Annotated in this window: 15 protein-coding genes and 1 riboswitch; of the genes, 6 read left to right on the forward strand and 9 right to left on the reverse strand. The window is 70.9% G+C overall.

The window, feature by feature from the left end:
• Positions 1–314 precede the first annotated feature (314 nt).
• On the forward strand, positions 315–1,346 hold the full coding sequence (gene dusA, locus C6569_RS03405) for a tRNA dihydrouridine(20/20a) synthase DusA (protein WP_106747518.1): 1,032 nt from the start codon (positions 315–317) through the stop codon (positions 1,344–1,346).
• A 61-nt stretch (positions 1,347–1,407) separates the two neighbouring features.
• Here dusA and C6569_RS03410 read toward each other — a convergent pair whose 3' ends face one another.
• A complete protein-coding gene (locus tag C6569_RS03410) occupies positions 1,408–1,659 on the reverse strand; it encodes a hypothetical protein (RefSeq protein ID WP_106747519.1) in 252 nt (83 codons plus the stop codon).
• Positions 1,660–1,922: 263 nt separating this feature from the next.
• On the opposite strand from C6569_RS03410, the gene C6569_RS03415 reads away from it, so the two are divergent.
• The gene (locus C6569_RS03415) at positions 1,923–2,786 is read left to right on the forward strand and encodes a sulfite exporter TauE/SafE family protein (RefSeq protein WP_106747520.1); all 864 of its coding nucleotides are present in this window, start codon (positions 1,923–1,925) and stop codon (positions 2,784–2,786) included.
• A gap of 10 nt (positions 2,787–2,796) precedes the next feature.
• Here the strand turns inward: C6569_RS03415 and blaOXA are convergent, their stop codons facing one another.
• The 5 genes from blaOXA to C6569_RS03440 all read right to left on the reverse strand — a co-directional run bounded on the left by blaOXA (position 2,797) and on the right by C6569_RS03440 (position 6,991).
• Positions 2,797–3,600, reverse strand: a complete 804-nt coding sequence (gene blaOXA, locus C6569_RS03420) for a class D beta-lactamase (protein WP_106747521.1) — start codon at positions 3,598–3,600, stop codon at positions 2,797–2,799.
• Between the two features lie 106 nt (positions 3,601–3,706).
• Positions 3,707–5,233, reverse strand: coding sequence for a bifunctional metallophosphatase/5'-nucleotidase (locus C6569_RS03425; protein WP_106747522.1), 1,527 nt, complete (start codon positions 5,231–5,233; stop codon positions 3,707–3,709).
• 59 nt (positions 5,234–5,292) lie between these two features.
• Positions 5,293–6,009, reverse strand: a complete 717-nt coding sequence (locus C6569_RS03430) for a retropepsin-like aspartic protease family protein (protein ID WP_106747523.1) — start codon at positions 6,007–6,009, stop codon at positions 5,293–5,295.
• Complete coding sequence (locus C6569_RS03435) at positions 6,006–6,206, reverse strand: DUF1289 domain-containing protein (RefSeq protein ID WP_106747524.1); 201 nt, start codon at positions 6,204–6,206, stop codon at positions 6,006–6,008. Before C6569_RS03435 ends, C6569_RS03430 begins: the two co-directional genes overlap by 4 nt.
• A complete protein-coding gene (locus C6569_RS03440) occupies positions 6,203–6,991 on the reverse strand; it encodes an adenosylcobinamide-GDP ribazoletransferase (RefSeq protein WP_181313893.1) in 789 nt (262 codons plus the stop codon). Before C6569_RS03440 ends, C6569_RS03435 begins: the two co-directional genes overlap by 4 nt.
• A 110-nt stretch (positions 6,992–7,101) precedes the next feature.
• Here C6569_RS03440 and cobT point away from each other — a divergent pair, with 110 nt between their 5' ends.
• A complete protein-coding gene (cobT, locus tag C6569_RS03445) occupies positions 7,102–8,130 on the forward strand; it encodes a nicotinate-nucleotide--dimethylbenzimidazole phosphoribosyltransferase (protein ID WP_106747526.1) in 1,029 nt (342 codons plus the stop codon).
• A gap of 12 nt (positions 8,131–8,142) precedes the next feature.
• Here cobT and C6569_RS03450 read toward each other — a convergent pair whose 3' ends face one another.
• The 3 genes from C6569_RS03450 to C6569_RS03460 form a co-directional block, all read right to left on the reverse strand.
• Positions 8,143–8,745, reverse strand: coding sequence for a response regulator transcription factor (locus C6569_RS03450; protein WP_106747527.1), 603 nt, complete (start codon positions 8,743–8,745; stop codon positions 8,143–8,145).
• A gap of 3 nt (positions 8,746–8,748) precedes the next feature.
• Entirely contained in the window at positions 8,749–9,798 is a 1,050-nt protein-coding gene (locus C6569_RS03455; RefSeq protein ID WP_106747528.1) for a two-component system sensor histidine kinase NtrB, read from the reverse strand.
• 141 nt (positions 9,799–9,939) lie between these two features.
• Positions 9,940–11,121 carry a pyridoxal phosphate-dependent aminotransferase gene (locus tag C6569_RS03460; protein ID WP_106747529.1) on the reverse strand — a complete coding sequence of 394 codons (1,182 nt, stop codon included), beginning with the start codon at positions 11,119–11,121 and terminating at the stop codon, positions 9,940–9,942.
• 226 nt (positions 11,122–11,347) lie between these two features.
• Between C6569_RS03460 and C6569_RS03465 the strand changes: the two genes are divergently transcribed.
• The 3 genes from C6569_RS03465 (at position 11,348) to gcvH (ending at position 13,908) form a co-directional block, all read left to right on the forward strand.
• Positions 11,348–11,980, forward strand: a complete 633-nt coding sequence (locus C6569_RS03465) for a hypothetical protein (RefSeq protein WP_106747530.1) — start codon at positions 11,348–11,350, stop codon at positions 11,978–11,980.
• A gap of 83 nt (positions 11,981–12,063) precedes the next feature.
• Positions 12,064–12,171, forward strand: a riboswitch (glycine riboswitch).
• Between the two features lie 183 nt (positions 12,172–12,354).
• Positions 12,355–13,500: a glycine cleavage system aminomethyltransferase GcvT gene (gene gcvT, locus C6569_RS03470; RefSeq protein WP_106747531.1), complete on the forward strand. Its 1,146-nt coding sequence runs from the start codon at positions 12,355–12,357 to the stop codon at positions 13,498–13,500.
• A gap of 33 nt (positions 13,501–13,533) precedes the next feature.
• Positions 13,534–13,908 (forward strand): glycine cleavage system protein GcvH, encoded by a 375-nt coding sequence (gene gcvH, locus C6569_RS03475; protein ID WP_106747532.1) that lies wholly within the window; start codon positions 13,534–13,536, stop codon positions 13,906–13,908.
• Positions 13,909–14,059 lie beyond the last annotated feature (151 nt).

Genomic DNA, 14,059 nt, shown 5'->3' on the forward strand with positions numbered 1-14,059 from the left:
GTCGGAGGCCGGGGAACGACCGGCATCCGGGCCGGCGACGACGGCGGCCCGCCGGATCGGCCCGCCCGCAACGCGTTTATCCGCAGGCCCTGACATCACACCTGCCGACGGTCCCTCAGGGCTCTAACGCGGCCTGAGCCAGAGAGGCCACGGTGGGGCCCTTTTTGCGTTTGCGGTCGATGATGGTACCCGTACCCCACGGGGCTCCCATGGGAGCCCGAGAGCTGCGACATCCGCTGAGGGAACGGCGTCGACAACGCCGGATGTCGGAGCTTCGATGCTCGACGATGGCGATGTGTATAGCGGAAACCCGCATGAACGCTGACTTGTCCGGACGCGCCGGCCCCTGGCGGTTCTCCGTGGCGCCGATGATGGACTGGACGGACCGGCACTGCCGGTTCTTCCACCGCATCCTCACGCGCCATGCCCTGCTCTACACGGAGATGGTGACCGCCAATGCGGTGATCCACGGCGATCGCGACCGCCTGCTCGGCTTCGACCCGGGCGAACAGCCCGTGGCCCTGCAGCTCGGCGGCGCCGATGCCGGGGCGCTGGCCGAGGCGGCGCGGATCGGCGAAGCCTTCGGCTACGACGAGATCAACCTGAATTGCGGCTGCCCGTCGGACCGCGTCCAGGGCGGCCAGTTCGGCGCCTGCCTGATGGCGGTGCCGGATCAGGTGGCGCGGGCGGTCGCGGCGATGAAGGCGGCGGTGGCGGTGCCGGTCACGGTGAAGTGCCGCATCGGCATCGACGATCAGGACCCGGAGACGGGCCTCGACGCCTTCGCCGACGCCGTCGTCGCCGCCGGCGCGGACGCGCTGATCGTCCACGCGCGCAAGGCCTGGCTGCAGGGGCTGTCGCCGCGCGAGAATCGCGAGGTTCCGCCGCTCGACTACGACCGGGTGTTTCGCCTGAAGGCGCGCCTGCGCCACGTGCCCATCGCCATCAACGGCGGCATCGGCGGCATCGCCGAGGCTGAGAGCCTGCTCGCGCCCCGCGACGGTGTTCAACTCGACGGCGTCATGCTCGGCCGTGCCGCCTACCAGTCGCCGGCCTTGCTGCGCGATGTCGACCGCGCCTTCTTCGGGGTTGAGCCGCCCGTCGCCGGTCTCGCCGAAGCCATCGAGGCCTTCATTCCCTATGTCGAAGCGCGGCTCGCCGAGGGCGTGCGGCTCTCCGCCATGACGCGCCATATCCTCGGCCTGTTCCAGGCCGTGCCCGGCGCCCGCCAGTTCCGCCGCCACCTGTCGGTCGAGGCTGTGAAGCCGGGTGCCGACGCGCGGGTGCTGCGCGAGGCCCTCGCCCTCGTCGCCGACCGGCCCGCCGGGCGCGACATGGCCGCCTGAGGTGGCATGAACGCGAAAGGGCGGCGCGTGGCGCCGCCCTTCGTCGGGTCGTTTCGGCCGGTCAGCGGGTGCGGACGGATTCGCAATAGTGACCGCGGAGCACCTCGAAGCGGCACATCACGACGGAGTCGCGCTGCGCGTCGACCCGCGACTGGGGAATGCCCGGGGTCTGGATGGCCATGATCGGCGCGTCGTAGCCGATCGAGCCGCCGCCGTCGCCGGCGCTGCCGCCGCCACCGGCGGTCTGGGCCATGGCGCCACCGGCGGCGCAGACGAGAAGGGCGGCGACGGCGAAGGTCTTGAAACGGGTCATCTGACAGTCTCCTGGTCGGTTGGAGCGGTGCGCCCGGTGGCCCTCTCGGCCGGCCGGTGTCGTCCGCCTGTGACGCCCTTGTGCACCCCGCCCTTTGCTGCCGCTCGCCGCCGGGCCGGCGCCCCGTTTCCCCTGTATCCGCCATGTTGCAGGCGCTGTTCCACGTCGGCACCGGCGTGCAGGCCGGCTGCGCGCGCCTTGCACTTGCCGCGCCCGGCCATGAGGGCTAAGTCGCGCGCTTCCCTGTGACGCGGATGTCCCCCATGTTCTTCGGCGTTCCCTACGACCAGCTCGCCATTCTCGCCGTCGGGCTCCTCGGGGCCGGGGCCATCACGGGCATCCTCGCCGGCGTCTTCGGTGTCGGTGGCGGCGCCGTCATCGTGCCGGTGCTCTACGAGCTCTTCGGCGTGGTGGGCGTCCCGGTCGAGCTGCGCATGGCGCTCGCCGTCGGCACCTCGCTCGCCATCATCATCCCGACCTCCATCCGCTCCTTCCAGGCCCACAAGGCCAAAGGCGCGGTCGACATGGACATCCTGCGCGCCTGGGCGGTCCCGGTCGTGCTCGGCGTCGTCGCCGGCTCGTTCATGGCGCGCTATGCGCCGCCGGCCGTGTTCAAGGCGGTCTTCGTCTTCGTCGCCGGCCTCTCCGCCTGGCGGCTGCTCACCGGCAAGGAGCTGAATTTCGGCACCGGGATGCCCGGCCGCGCCGGCATGATCGCCTCCGGCGGCGTCATCGGCGTGCTGTCCAGCCTGATGGGCATCGGCGGCGGCCAGCTCGGCAACCTCGTGATGATGGCCTATGGCCGCTCCATCCATAACGCCGTGGCGACCTCCTCGGGTCTCGGCGTCCTCATCTCCATCCCCGGCGCGCTCGGCTACATCTATGCCGGCTGGCCCAAGGCGGCGGAGTTCCCCGGGGTCGCCGCCATCCAGTTCCCCTTCGCCCTCGGCTATGTCTCGCTGATCGGCTTCCTGCTCTTCATCCCGACCTCCATGTGGACGGCCCCGCTCGGCGCGCGCCTCGCCCACGCCCTGCCCAAGCGCAAGCTCGAGCTCTCCTTCGGCATCTTCCTGCTCATCGTCTGCCTGCGCTTCACCTGGGACCTGGTGACCCACGGCCTCGGCTGAGGCCTCCGGCTCAGCCGTAGATTCCGAGCCGCTTCAACGCGGCGCGGCCGATCTCCAGCCGCTGCGGCGCCATGGCCATCTGCGGCATGTCCATGTTCAGCGTGAAGGCGTGGATGCGGCTGCCGCGCTCCACCCAGCCTGTCCACCAGCCGACCGACGTCTCCCCGCGCTTCACGAACCAGCCGGTCTTGCCGTAGAGCGTCGCGCCGTCGGCGGTCTCCAGCCGCACGATGTCGTGGACCAGGGTCTGCGCCCGCTGCGAGGCCGGCAGGCCCTTCTGCGCCAGGCGCAGGTTGAACCGCGCCTCCTCCGTCGCGCTGATGCGCAAGGGGCCGTCGAGCCAGAAGCGGTCCACCACCGTGCCGGGGTCGCGGTTGCCGTAGTCGAGCTTCGCGAGCCAGTCGCGATAGCGCGCCAGCCCGACCCGCCGCGCCACCTCCTGGAAGATCGGCACGTTGGAGATCGGCATGGCGTCCCGGAGCGACATGTCCCGTGCCCAGGCCGGGTTCGAGGTGCGCCCGCCGCCATAGGGCAGCACGGTGTCGGCGTCGGCCACCGCACCGGTCTCGAAGGCGATGAGGCTGTTCGGTATCTTGAAGGTGGAGGCCGGAACGAGCCGCCGTCCGGCGCGGCGCGCGTCGGAGATCGTCGCCTCGCCCGTTGCGCCGTCCACCAGCGCGAAGGTGCCACTCGCTCCGTGGTCGCGGAAGATGCCGGCGAGGTCCGGCCGGTCGGGGCTGGCGGCGAGCGCCGGTGCGCTCGGCAGGAGGGCAGCGAGGGCGAGGGCGTCGCGGCGCGTGAGGGCAGGGGGCATGGTGCTCTTCCGTGGGGCGGGCCGGCAGGGCTAGCGCCCGATCAAGGCGCGTTCTGGGCAGGTGCCGGGCTCTTGCGCGCAGAACGCGTCCGTACCCGACGCCGCTCTAGCGCAGGATGATGCGCCCCTCGATGCGAGGCGCGACGGTTCCGAGCGCCCGCAGATGCTCCATCAGGTCGAGCGCCACGAGCTTGCCCTGCACGTCCTTGTCCGGTGCCCTGAGGCCGAGGGTCGTGTAGCCGTCGCCGCCGCGCAGCATGAAGTCGTTGGTGGCGACGCTATAGACCCGGTCGTCGTCGAGGGGCTGGCCGCCCACTTGCACCGAGACGACGCGGCTGCCCGCCGGCCGGCGCGGATCGACCTCCACCGTCAGGTTGGAGACGTGGGGGAAGCGCCCGGCGCGCTGCTCGACCTGGCTCACCCCATTCTCCAGCGCCTGGCGGATGTCGGCGCCCGAGACCTTGGCGACGACGGTGCGGTTGCCGAAGGGCAGTTCGCTGAGGGCGTCGCGCCGGGTGAAACGGTGGCCGGCGGGATAGATCCGGTTGCCGCGGATGGCCCCGGCATTGGTCAGGCCGATATCGGTGCCCGCCGCCCGGCGCATGGCGTCGGCGACGAGATTGCCGATCGCCTGCTCGCCGGAGCGCACGGATGCCGTGCGGGTGTCGAGTTCGCCCGTGACCGTGGCGACCTCGACGTCCAGCTCCTCCGAGAGCACCTTTTCGTATTGCCGCACCCGCTGGAGCGTTTCCGGATCGGGCGTCACGTGGCGGCTGTCGTTGACCCGGAAGGCCGGCGTGAAGGCCATGCGGGTCACCCCGTCCACGGTGACGCGGTTCAGCGTCAGGTCGATGGCGGTGACGTAATAGCCCTCCTCGGAGCTCTCCACCATGACGGTGCGGCCGTCATAGGTGATGGCGAGGTCGTGGTCGTGGCCGGTCAGCAGCACGTCGACGAGGCGCGAGCGGACGATCTCGTCGTCCTCCCGCCGGTCGGTATGGGCGCAGCAGACGACGAGGTCGGCGCCCTCGCGCCGCAGCCGCGCCGTCTCCCGCCGCACCGTCTCCATGGTGGGCAGGAAGCGGATGTCGCCGGTGGAGGAGACCTCCGGCGTATTGGGCAGGGCAACCCCGAAGACGCCGAGCTTCACCACGCCGAGATCGACGATGCGCCCGTCCTCGTGGCCGGGCAGCAGCGAACCGTCCGCGGCGCGCATGTTGGAGGCGTACCAGGGAAAGCGCGACTGGACGCGCCGCTGGGCATAGGCCTCCGGACCGAAGTCGAACTCGTGGTTGCCGGGGACGAAGACGTCCGGTGGCGCCATGTTGCAGAGCTCGACCGTGTGGGCGCCCTGGTCGAAGCCCGACATCAGTGAGGGTGAGAACATGTCGCCGGCATGGACGTAGAGCAGCGGCACGCCGCGCGCCCGCTCCGCCCGCACGATGGCGTTGAGCCGGGCGAAGCCGCCGCGGCCGTTCTCCTCGCCCATCTTGTAGATGTCGTTGACCAGCAGCAGCGTCACCATGGCCGCACCGCCGCCGGGCGCCTGGGCGCCGGCCTGCGCGCCGCCGAGGGCGGCGATGCCGGCTCCCAGTCCGGCTGTCAGGGTGTCGCGGCGGGAAATGCGGTTCATCGGGACCTCGTCGTCGGGGCGGGACAATGCCGCCGCGGGCGGTGCCGTGGCAAGGCCTGTCAGTTGCGCCCGCGCAGCACCATCCGTCCGCCGCGCACCTCGTAGCTCTCCAGTCGGTCGAGGAAGGTGTGGCCGAGGAGGCTGGTGGTCAGTGCCCCCGGGCGCGCCACCAGCGCCCTGACGTTCCGCTCGACGATCGGGCCGACGGCGACGGTCTGCACCATCGTGAAGGCGGTGAGGGCCGGTCCGTTGGCGGTCTGTACCGGGACGGTGAAGGACAGTTCCTCGACCTTGATGCCGGCCCGCCGGGCGTCGGCCTCGGTGAGCACCAGGGCCGAGGCGCCGGTGTCCACCAGCATGGGTGTCGCCCGCGCGCCGTTGAGGGCGACGCGCACCACGTAGGTGCCGCCGCCGCCGCGCGGCACCGATACCTCGCGCGTGCCGGTGACGCCGTCGCTCGCCATCCCCGGCACCAGGTTCGCCATCACCCGCCGGCCCACCAGCTCGAACTCGTAGCGGTAGGTGTAGATGACGCCGAGAAAGGCGAAGATGGCGAGCCAGGCGACCGCCGCCTGCAGCGCCTCTCCCGCCCTTCCGCGGAACATGCCGAGCACGCTGGCACCGCAGAGCACCGCGAGCATGGAGAGGCCGACGAGCGAGCCCCAGTCGCCGGCATCCAGCGTGCCGGCGGCGACCCCGCTGGAGCGGATCGCGACCAGCAGAACCAGCAGGAGGATGGCGACGAGCAGGATCCACAGCGTGGTGCGTGACGTCATGCGCTGGCGCCTCCGCCGGCGCGGCGGCGGGGAAGGTCGGCCAGGATGGCGCGGCGCTCCTCGCCGGTCATGCCGAGCCAGGCGGCGATCTCGGCCAGCGTGCGGGCGCAGCCCTGGCAGAGGCCGGACTGTGGGTCGATGCGGCAGAGCCGGATGCAGGGGCTCTCCAGGGCCGGCGGCGCTGAGATCGCGTTCATGGGGTGGCAGCCGCCAGCAGGGTCAGAAGCATGGCGATCTCGATCACCTGTTGCGTCGCGCCGGTGATGTCGCCGGTCTGCCCTCCCACATGGGAATCGGCGAAGCGGATGGCCAGAAGCAGCACGAGGCCTGCGACGCAAAGTCCGCAAAGCGTGCCGAAAAGGCCGCCGGCTGGGACGGCGAGGACCGCAATCAGGGCTGTGAGCGCCAGGGCGCGATGCCAGTCCGCCTCGCGCGGCGTGCCCGTGGCATAGGCGACGCCCTCGACCCGCGCCGGCGGCAGGCGCACCTGCAGGCCGAGCGCCACCGTGCGCGACACCGCACCTGCGGCCGCCAGCGCCAGCGCCGTGCGGCCTGTCCCGACGGCGGCGACGAGCCCGGCGAGGCCCGCGACCCGGAGGCCGAGGCCGACGATCAGCGCCGTGGCGCCGAAAGTGCCGATGCGGCTGTCCTTCATGATGTCGAGGCGGCGTTCCTTGCTCATGCCGCCGAGACTGTCGGCGGTATCGGCCAGCCCGTCCTCGTGGAAGGCGCCGGTCATCACCGCCGCGGCCCCGACGCAGAGGAGGGCGGCGATCACCGGCTGCCAGAACAGGCCGGCGGCGATCAGCACCGCCCCGGCGAGCCCGCCGAGCACGAGCCCGACCAGCGGCACCACCCGGATCAGCCGGGTAAAGTCCGGCAGACCGTGCGGATCGGCCTCTCCGGGCAGGGTCGGCAGCGGCAGGCGTGAGAAGAAACGAAGCGCAACGATCGTGTCACGCCAGAGGGCTGGATTGTCCATGGCGAATGGCATAGCCAGAGCCGCGACCGTTCGCCAGTCCGGCTTGTGCCGCGTTGCCCTGTCCTGCTACCGCTCGCCTCCCGCGACGCCCCCGAGTCTGAAAGCGCCTCATGGTTCTGCCGCCTCCCAATCCGACCGGTCTGCCCTTCGAAGACATTCGCGATCTCCTCACCCGCATGCCGGGGCCGGACGAGTCGGCGGTCGCCGAGGTGCGCGCCCGCGACGCCGAACTGACGAAACCCGCGGGTGCGCTCGGCCGGCTCGAGGACATCGTCGAATGGGTCGCCGCCTGGAGCGGCAACGGCAAGCCGCGGGTCGACCGCCCGCTGGTGGCGATCTTCGCCACCGCTCACGGCGTGACCGCACAGGGCGTCTCCGCCTTCCCCGATGCCGTGAACCGCCAGATGCTGGAGAATTTCGCCGCCGGAGGCGCGGCGGTGAACCAGCTTTGCATCGCCAACGACATCGGCCTCAAGGTCTTCGACCTCGCCATCGAGGTGCCGACGCCCGACATCACCACCGCCGACGCCCTCGACGAGCCCGGCTGCGCCGCGACCATCGCTTTCGGCATGGAGGCCATCGTCGGCGCCGACCTGCTCTGTCTCGGCGAGATGGGCATCGGCAACACCACCGTCGCCGCCGCCGTCTATCACGGCCTCTATGGCGGCGAGGCCCGTGACTGGGTGGGCCCCGGAACCGGCGTCGACGCCGAGGGGCTGAAGCGCAAGGCCGATGTGGTCGCCCGCGCCGTCGCCCGTGCTGGCGGGTCCGGCCTCGATCCGCTCGAAGTGCTGCGCCGGGTCGGCGGCCGCGAGATCGCGGCCGTCGCCGGCGCCATCCTGGCGGCGCGACTGCAGCGCATCCCCGTCCTTCTCGACGGCTATGTCGTCACCGCCGCGGCGGCCGTGCTCCATGCGCTGGACCCGGCGAGTCTCGACCATTGCCTCGCCGCTCACCGCTCCGCCGAGCCGGCCCATGGCCGTGTGCTCGAGAGGATCGGCAAGCGCCCGCTGCTCGACCTCGGCATGCGGCTGGGCGAGGGCTCCGGCGCCGCGCTCGCCTGCGGCATCGTCCGCAACGCCCTCGCTGTCCACCAGGGCATGGCGACCTTCGAGCAGGCGGCCGTCAGCCGCGGCTGACGGCCCGGCGCGTTACTGCTCCGTCAGGACGATCCGCACCAGATTGGCGGCATTGCGCGCGCCGATCTTCTCCATGATCCGCGCCCGATGCACCTCGATGGTGCGTGGGCTGATGCCGAGGGTGCGGCCAGCCTCCTTGTTCGAGGCGCCGCCGGCGATCTGCTCCAGCACCTGCCGTTCTCGCGGAGTGAGCAGCTCCATGCCGGGGAAATGCGAGGCGAGCTGGCCGGACCTGCGGCTCGGGCGCTGACCCTCGGCGAGCACCTCGCGGACGCGGCCGACGAGGCGCTCCGCGTCGAAGGGCTTTTCGAAGAAGTCCACCGCGCCGCTGCGGATGGCATCGACCGCCATCGGAATGTTCGCCTGGCCCGACATGGCGAAGATCGGCGCCGCGCAGGCGTCGGCCTTGAGGCGCTTCAGCACGTCGAGGCCCGAGGGTCCGGGGATGTTGACGTCGAGGATGACGCAGGCCGGCACATGACCCTTCACGGCCGACACCACCGAGGTGCCGTCGGCGAAGCTGGTCACGTCGAAGCCCTGCATGGTGAGGATGGAACTGAGCGCGTCGCGGACCGCGGGGTCGTCGTCGACCACGAAGATGTCGTCATGGGACATGGATCAGGAGCTCCGCTGCACGACGTGATGCTCGGCCGGGCCTGCGAGGGGCAGGACGAGCGACACGGTCGCCCCCCGGCCGTCGCCGCCGGGCTCGATGCTGATGGACCCGCCATGGCGCTCGGCGATGGTCCGGGAGATGGCGAGGCCGAGGCCCAGGCCTCCGGCCTTGGCCGACCGGAAGGGCGCGAACAGGCGAGCCATGTCGGCTTCCGCGATGCCGGGTCCGCTGTCGCGGACCGACAGGCGCACCGTGCCGCCTTCGCAGTCGGTCGTGATCCACAGCCGGGCGGTGCTCTGCTCCGCGACGGCGTCGAGGCCGTTGCGGACGAGATTGACCACGACCTGCTGCAACTGCACCGGGTCGGCGATCACCGCGAGGCCTCCGGGGGCCCGGCTGCGTCGGATATCGGGGGGCGGGGAGCGGCCGACGAGGGCGAGGTCGAGGGCCTCGTCGACCGTCGCGTCGAAGTCCACGGCCGTCGTTTCCGGCGGCCTGTTCTCGGCGAAGCGGCGCAGGGCGCGGATGATCTTGCCGGCCCGTTCCGCCTCGTGCCTGGCCTTGCCGACGAAGGCGGCGGCGCGATCGTCTCCGCCGATCAACCCCTCGGCCGCCCTCAGATAGAGGGCCGCGGCGGTGAGCGGCTGGCTGAGTTCGTGGGCGAGGGCGGGGCCCATCGCGGCGACCAGCGCGAGCCGCTCCGCATGGGCCTCGTCCGCCGCGGGGCGGGGCTGAAGTACGGCGACGAACTGCCGTCCGCTCGCCGCTTCGACGGTCGCGACGTCCACCCGCAGCGCGACCGGTGTCCCGTCCCTGTGGCGACCGACGATCTCCCGTGCGCCGCCCCAGGTTTTCAGCGCGCCAGCATCCACGGATTGGCTGGCGAAGAGCGTCGCGAAGGGCAGTCCCAGGGTCTCGGCGGCGGTCCAGCCGAGCAGCGGCGCGCAGGCGCGGCCGAAGGCGGTGATCAGCCCCTGGCCGTCGAGCACGACGAGAGCGTCGCCCGCCATGTCGATGACCTTCGACAGGAGGGCGTCGTTCGCATGCGGCAAGAGTGGGACGGCGCGTTCGATGCGATCCTCCGCCGGCGGGGCGCGGCGGAACAGCCTGCGACATCCCGCCTCATCCGTAAATCATGCTACGGACAAATGCGGAGCGCAACGGCCTTCACATCACCAAACGTCAACCGGCTCCTAAAGCTGCGGAATGGCCGCCTTCAGGCGGTCGGCGGCGAGGGCGATCTGCTCGGGCGAGCGCAGGTAGCAGAGCCTGAGATGGCCCTCTCCGCCGGGGCCGAAGGCGCTGCCGGGGGCAAGGCCGACCTTGGCGATGTCGACGAGCTTCATCGCCGCGGCGTTGGAATCGGTCACGCCGTCGATGCCGAAGAACAGGTAGAAGGCGCCGTCGGGCCGCGAGAAACGGCAGCGTCCCGTCGCCTCGATCGCCTCCGAAACGATGTCCCGCGCCTTGCGCGCCTTCGTCACCTGGTGGGCGAGGAAGCTCTCGCCGCGCTCGAGCGCGACGACGCAGGCCCGCTGGATGAACACCGGCGAGCCGGACGTCGAATACTGGATGAGGTTCTCGATGACGTCGCCCAGCGCCGGGTCGGCCTCGACCCAGCCGGTGCGCCAGCCGGTCATCGCCCAGTTCTTCGAGAAGGTGTTGACCCAGACGATGCGGTCGCCCTCCTCGCGCACGTCGTGGAAGGAGGGCGCGCGGCGCGGCGACCCTTCGGTCCAGACGAAGCGGGTGTAGATCTCGTCGGCGATGATCCAGAGGCCGTGGCGGCGGGCGATGGCGAGGATGGCGGCGAGCTCTTCCTTCGTGGCGGTCCAGCCGGTGGGGTTGGACGGCGTGTTGATGAACATCGCCTTGGTCCGCGGCGTGACCGCCGCCTCCAGCTTTTCGAGGTCGATCTGCCAGCCGCGATTGCCGTGGTCGAGTTCGACGAAGACCGGTGTCGCACCGCGCAGACCGGCGGCGGCCGGGGCGTTCGGCCAGGTCGGGGAGGGGATGATGACCTCGTCGCCGACGCCGGCGACCAGTGTCATCGCGATCTGGATCGCCTGCATGCCCGAGCCGCAGACGAAGAAGCGCTCCGCCGACAGCTCGCGGCCGTAGAGGTCAGAAGCGTAGGTGGCGATCGCCTGCCGCAGTTCGGGAATGCCGCGCTGCCAGGTGTAGGTCGTCTCGCCGGCGGCCAGCGAGCGCGTCGCCGCCTCATAGATGAAGGACGGCGTCGGCATGTCGCCCTCGCCCACCCAGAGCTGGATCACCTCACCGGCGGCGCGGGCATATTTCGACAGCTCGACGATGCCGCTGGCGGGGGCGGTGGAGGCTTCCGGACGCAGCGAGGCGAGGAGGGCAGAGGTCATGCGGACGGTCCTGGATGGGAAGGCCGGAGCCGGGAGGGCGCCAGCATAACGGTCGCGAGGGCTCCTTCTCATGAAATTCACGCGCCTTGTCCATCATCGGCAGCGATGGAAGCGGCGGACTGCTGCCGGTGGACGACAGCAGGATGGCCTTTGTTCCGCCCGAAGCCTGTTGCTATAAGCGCCGATCGCGACGGTAAATCGAGGTAGCGGCGTGCGGATGTGGAAAGTGACGGCTGTTCTGGCGGCGGGCCTGGCGCTCGGCGCATGCGGCAGCACCGGCGGCAACCTGTTCGGTGGCCAGCAGCAGCAGACGACGCAGGCCGCGGCCCAGCCCGCTCCCGGCGTCGGCTCGCCCGTCCACAACGCGCTGTTCGGTCAGCCGGTGCCGGAGGGCCAGCAGGCCCTGCACGCCAACCTCTGCCCGCGTGTCGAGATTCGCGACGGCTCGGCCGTCTGGCGCCAGGGCGGCGAGGGCCCGACGGAGCTGCGCTACCAGGGAACCATCACCGATCTCGCCCGCGAGTGCCGTATCGACGGGCAGACCATGACCATCCGCGTCGGCGTCGAGGGCCGGGTGCTGGTCGGCCCGAAGGGCGACGGCGGCCGGGTGAACCTGCCGATCCGCATCGCCGTGACCAAGGGCCTGTCGACGCCGGTCTGGACGCGCCTCTACCAGGTGCCGATCGACATTCCCGCCGGCTCGCCCAACGTCGCCTTCACCCAGGTGGAGGATCAGGTCTCCTTCCCGCTGCCCGAACCCGGCGACCTCGCGACCTACATCGTCTTCGTCGGTTTCGACAACCAGGCGACCCAGCCCGAGCGCCCGCGCCGCGGCCGTGCCCGCACCGCCCAGCGCTGAGGCCTGCCTGACGTTGAGGCAATGCTGCCCACAGCATCGCCTTGACTTCGCCACCCGATCCGGCCATTGCGGTGGCGTGCCATAAGAACCCGGCGGGAGAGTCCGGGTGGTCTTCATGTTGATGGGATCCCCCGGCGCCGAAGGAGCAACGGCCCCGGAACCTCTCAGGCAAAAAGGACCGCCGGTGGAATGGCATTCTGGAAAGTGGCCGGAGGTCCAATCCCGGCCCACCGACGGAGTAAGCCGACGGCTCTCACCGAGCCTGACGTGAATCTCTCAGGTCCTGCGACAGAGGGGCGCGAGCGGGCGACAAGCCCGCATTTCGGACGGTTCGGCTGACCCCGGGCGCGTCCGCGCGCCGGAGTGCAGGATCCATGGGCGAACCCCAGAGCGGACCGTTGCTGACCACGCCTCTCCATGCCCTGCATGGCGAGCTCGGCGCCAAGATGGTGCCCTTCGCCGGCTACGACATGCCGGTGCAATATCCGACCGGCGTCCTCACCGAGCACAACTGGACGCGCACCCATGCCGGCCTGTTCGACGTCAGCCACATGGGCCAGTGCTTCCTCATTCCCGCCGACGGCCGGTTCGAGACTGCGGCGGCGGCCCTCGAGAAGCTCGTTCCGGCCGACGTGCTGGCCCTGAAGCCGGGTCAGCAGCGCTATTCCCAGTTCACCAATGCCGAGGGCGGCATCCTCGACGACCTGATGGTCACCCGCCTCGGCCATCCCGGCCACGAGCACTGGATCTACCTGGTGGTCAACGCCGCCTGCAAGGACGCCGACTACGCCCATCTGAAGGCGCATCTGCCGGAGGGCGTCACGCTGAAGATCGCCGACGACCTCGCGCTGATCGCCGTGCAGGGTCCCGAGGCGGTGGCGGCCGTCGCGGCGCTCGCGCCAGACCTGGCGAACCTCAAGTTCATGACGTCGGTGGACCTCCCAATCGACGGCATCTGGGCCCACGTTTCCCGCACCGGCTATACCGGCGAAGACGGTGTCGAGATCTCGGTGAAGAGCGCCGACGCGGTCGCGCTCACGAAGAAGCTGCTGGCCGACGCGCGGGTGAAGCCCATCGGCCTCGGCGCTCGCGATTCGCTGCGCCTCGAAGCGGGCCTCTGCCTCTACGGCCACGACATCGACACCACGACATCGCCGGTGGAAGCCGGCCTCACCTGGTCGATCCAGAAGCGCCGGCGCGCCGAGGGCGGCTTCCTCGGCGCCGCGCGCATCCAGAAGGAACTCGCCGACGGGGCGCCGCGGCTGCGCATCGGCATCCTGCCCGACGGCAGGGCCCCGGCCCGGGAGGGCACGCCGGTGAAGTCCGCCGACGGCCAGCCCATCGGCACCGTCACCTCCGGCGGCTTCGGTCCCACCATCAACGGCCCGCTCGCCATGGGCTACGTCAACCGCCGCTTCGCCGAGCCGGGAACGCCCGTCCTGCTGGAGGTCCGCGGCAAGGACCTGCCCGCCAAGATCGTCACCATGCCCTTCGCGCCGCACCGCTATTTCCGCGGCTGATCCAGTCCACGACACGCCTTCAGGGGACCCGCCATGGCCACCGTCAAATATACGAAAGACCACGAATATATCCGCATCGAGGGCGACACCGGCACGGTGGGCATCTCCCACTATGCCCAGGAGCAGCTCGGCGACGTGGTCTTCGTCGAGCTCCCGGCCGCCGGCAAGGCGGTGAAGAAGGGCGACAGCGCCGCCGTCGTCGAGAGCGTCAAGGCAGCCTCCGACATCTATTCCCCGGTCTCCGGCGAGGTGACTGCGGCCAACCCCGACCTCGAGGGCGCGCCGGCCACCGTCAACGACGACCCCGCCGGCAAGGGCTGGTTCTTCAAGGTGAAGATCGCCAACCCCGCCGAGCTCGACGAGCTCATGGACGAGGCCGCCTACAAGGCCTTCCTCGACACGCTGTGAGCCGGGCGGCTCCTCTCCTCGTATGGAGCGGAGCGTGCCGCAGGCCCGGGTGAGGCGAGCCGCCTCACCACAGCATCCCCACGGGCCACGCGCCCTGACGACCTCTCAACCGCCCGCCTTTTGCGGGCACCTTCTCCCGTCACGGGAGAGG

This window comes from Phreatobacter cathodiphilus, from assembly GCF_003008515.1.
Lineage (GTDB): Bacteria > Pseudomonadota > Alphaproteobacteria > Rhizobiales > Phreatobacteraceae > Phreatobacter > Phreatobacter cathodiphilus.

Bases quoted from the DNA above. Each gene is read 5' to 3' on its own strand.
- gcvT (WP_106747531.1), top strand. From the start codon at position 12,355: ATGGGCGAACCCCAGAGCGGACCGTTGCTGACCACGCCTCTCCATGCC.
- C6569_RS03415 (WP_106747520.1), top strand. From the start codon at position 1,923: ATGTTCTTCGGCGTTCCCTACGACCAGCTCGCCATTCTCGCCGTCGGG.
- C6569_RS03410 (WP_106747519.1), bottom strand. From the start codon at position 1,659: ATGACCCGTTTCAAGACCTTCGCCGTCGCCGCCCTTCTCGTCTGCGCC.
- C6569_RS03460 (WP_106747529.1), bottom strand. From the start codon at position 11,121: ATGACCTCTGCCCTCCTCGCCTCGCTGCGTCCGGAAGCCTCCACCGCC.
- C6569_RS03425 (WP_106747522.1), bottom strand. From the start codon at position 5,233: ATGAACCGCATTTCCCGCCGCGACACCCTGACAGCCGGACTGGGAGCC.
- blaOXA (WP_106747521.1), bottom strand. From the start codon at position 3,600: ATGCCCCCTGCCCTCACGCGCCGCGACGCCCTCGCCCTCGCTGCCCTC.
- dusA (WP_106747518.1), top strand. From the start codon at position 315: ATGAACGCTGACTTGTCCGGACGCGCCGGCCCCTGGCGGTTCTCCGTG.
- C6569_RS03450 (WP_106747527.1), bottom strand. From the start codon at position 8,745: ATGTCCCATGACGACATCTTCGTGGTCGACGACGACCCCGCGGTCCGC.
- gcvH (WP_106747532.1), top strand. From the start codon at position 13,534: ATGGCCACCGTCAAATATACGAAAGACCACGAATATATCCGCATCGAG.
- cobT (WP_106747526.1), top strand. From the start codon at position 7,102: ATGGTTCTGCCGCCTCCCAATCCGACCGGTCTGCCCTTCGAAGACATT.
- C6569_RS03435 (WP_106747524.1), bottom strand. From the start codon at position 6,206: ATGAACGCGATCTCAGCGCCGCCGGCCCTGGAGAGCCCCTGCATCCGG.
- C6569_RS03440 (WP_181313893.1), bottom strand. From the start codon at position 6,991: ATGGACAATCCAGCCCTCTGGCGTGACACGATCGTTGCGCTTCGTTTC.
- C6569_RS03430 (WP_106747523.1), bottom strand. From the start codon at position 6,009: ATGACGTCACGCACCACGCTGTGGATCCTGCTCGTCGCCATCCTCCTG.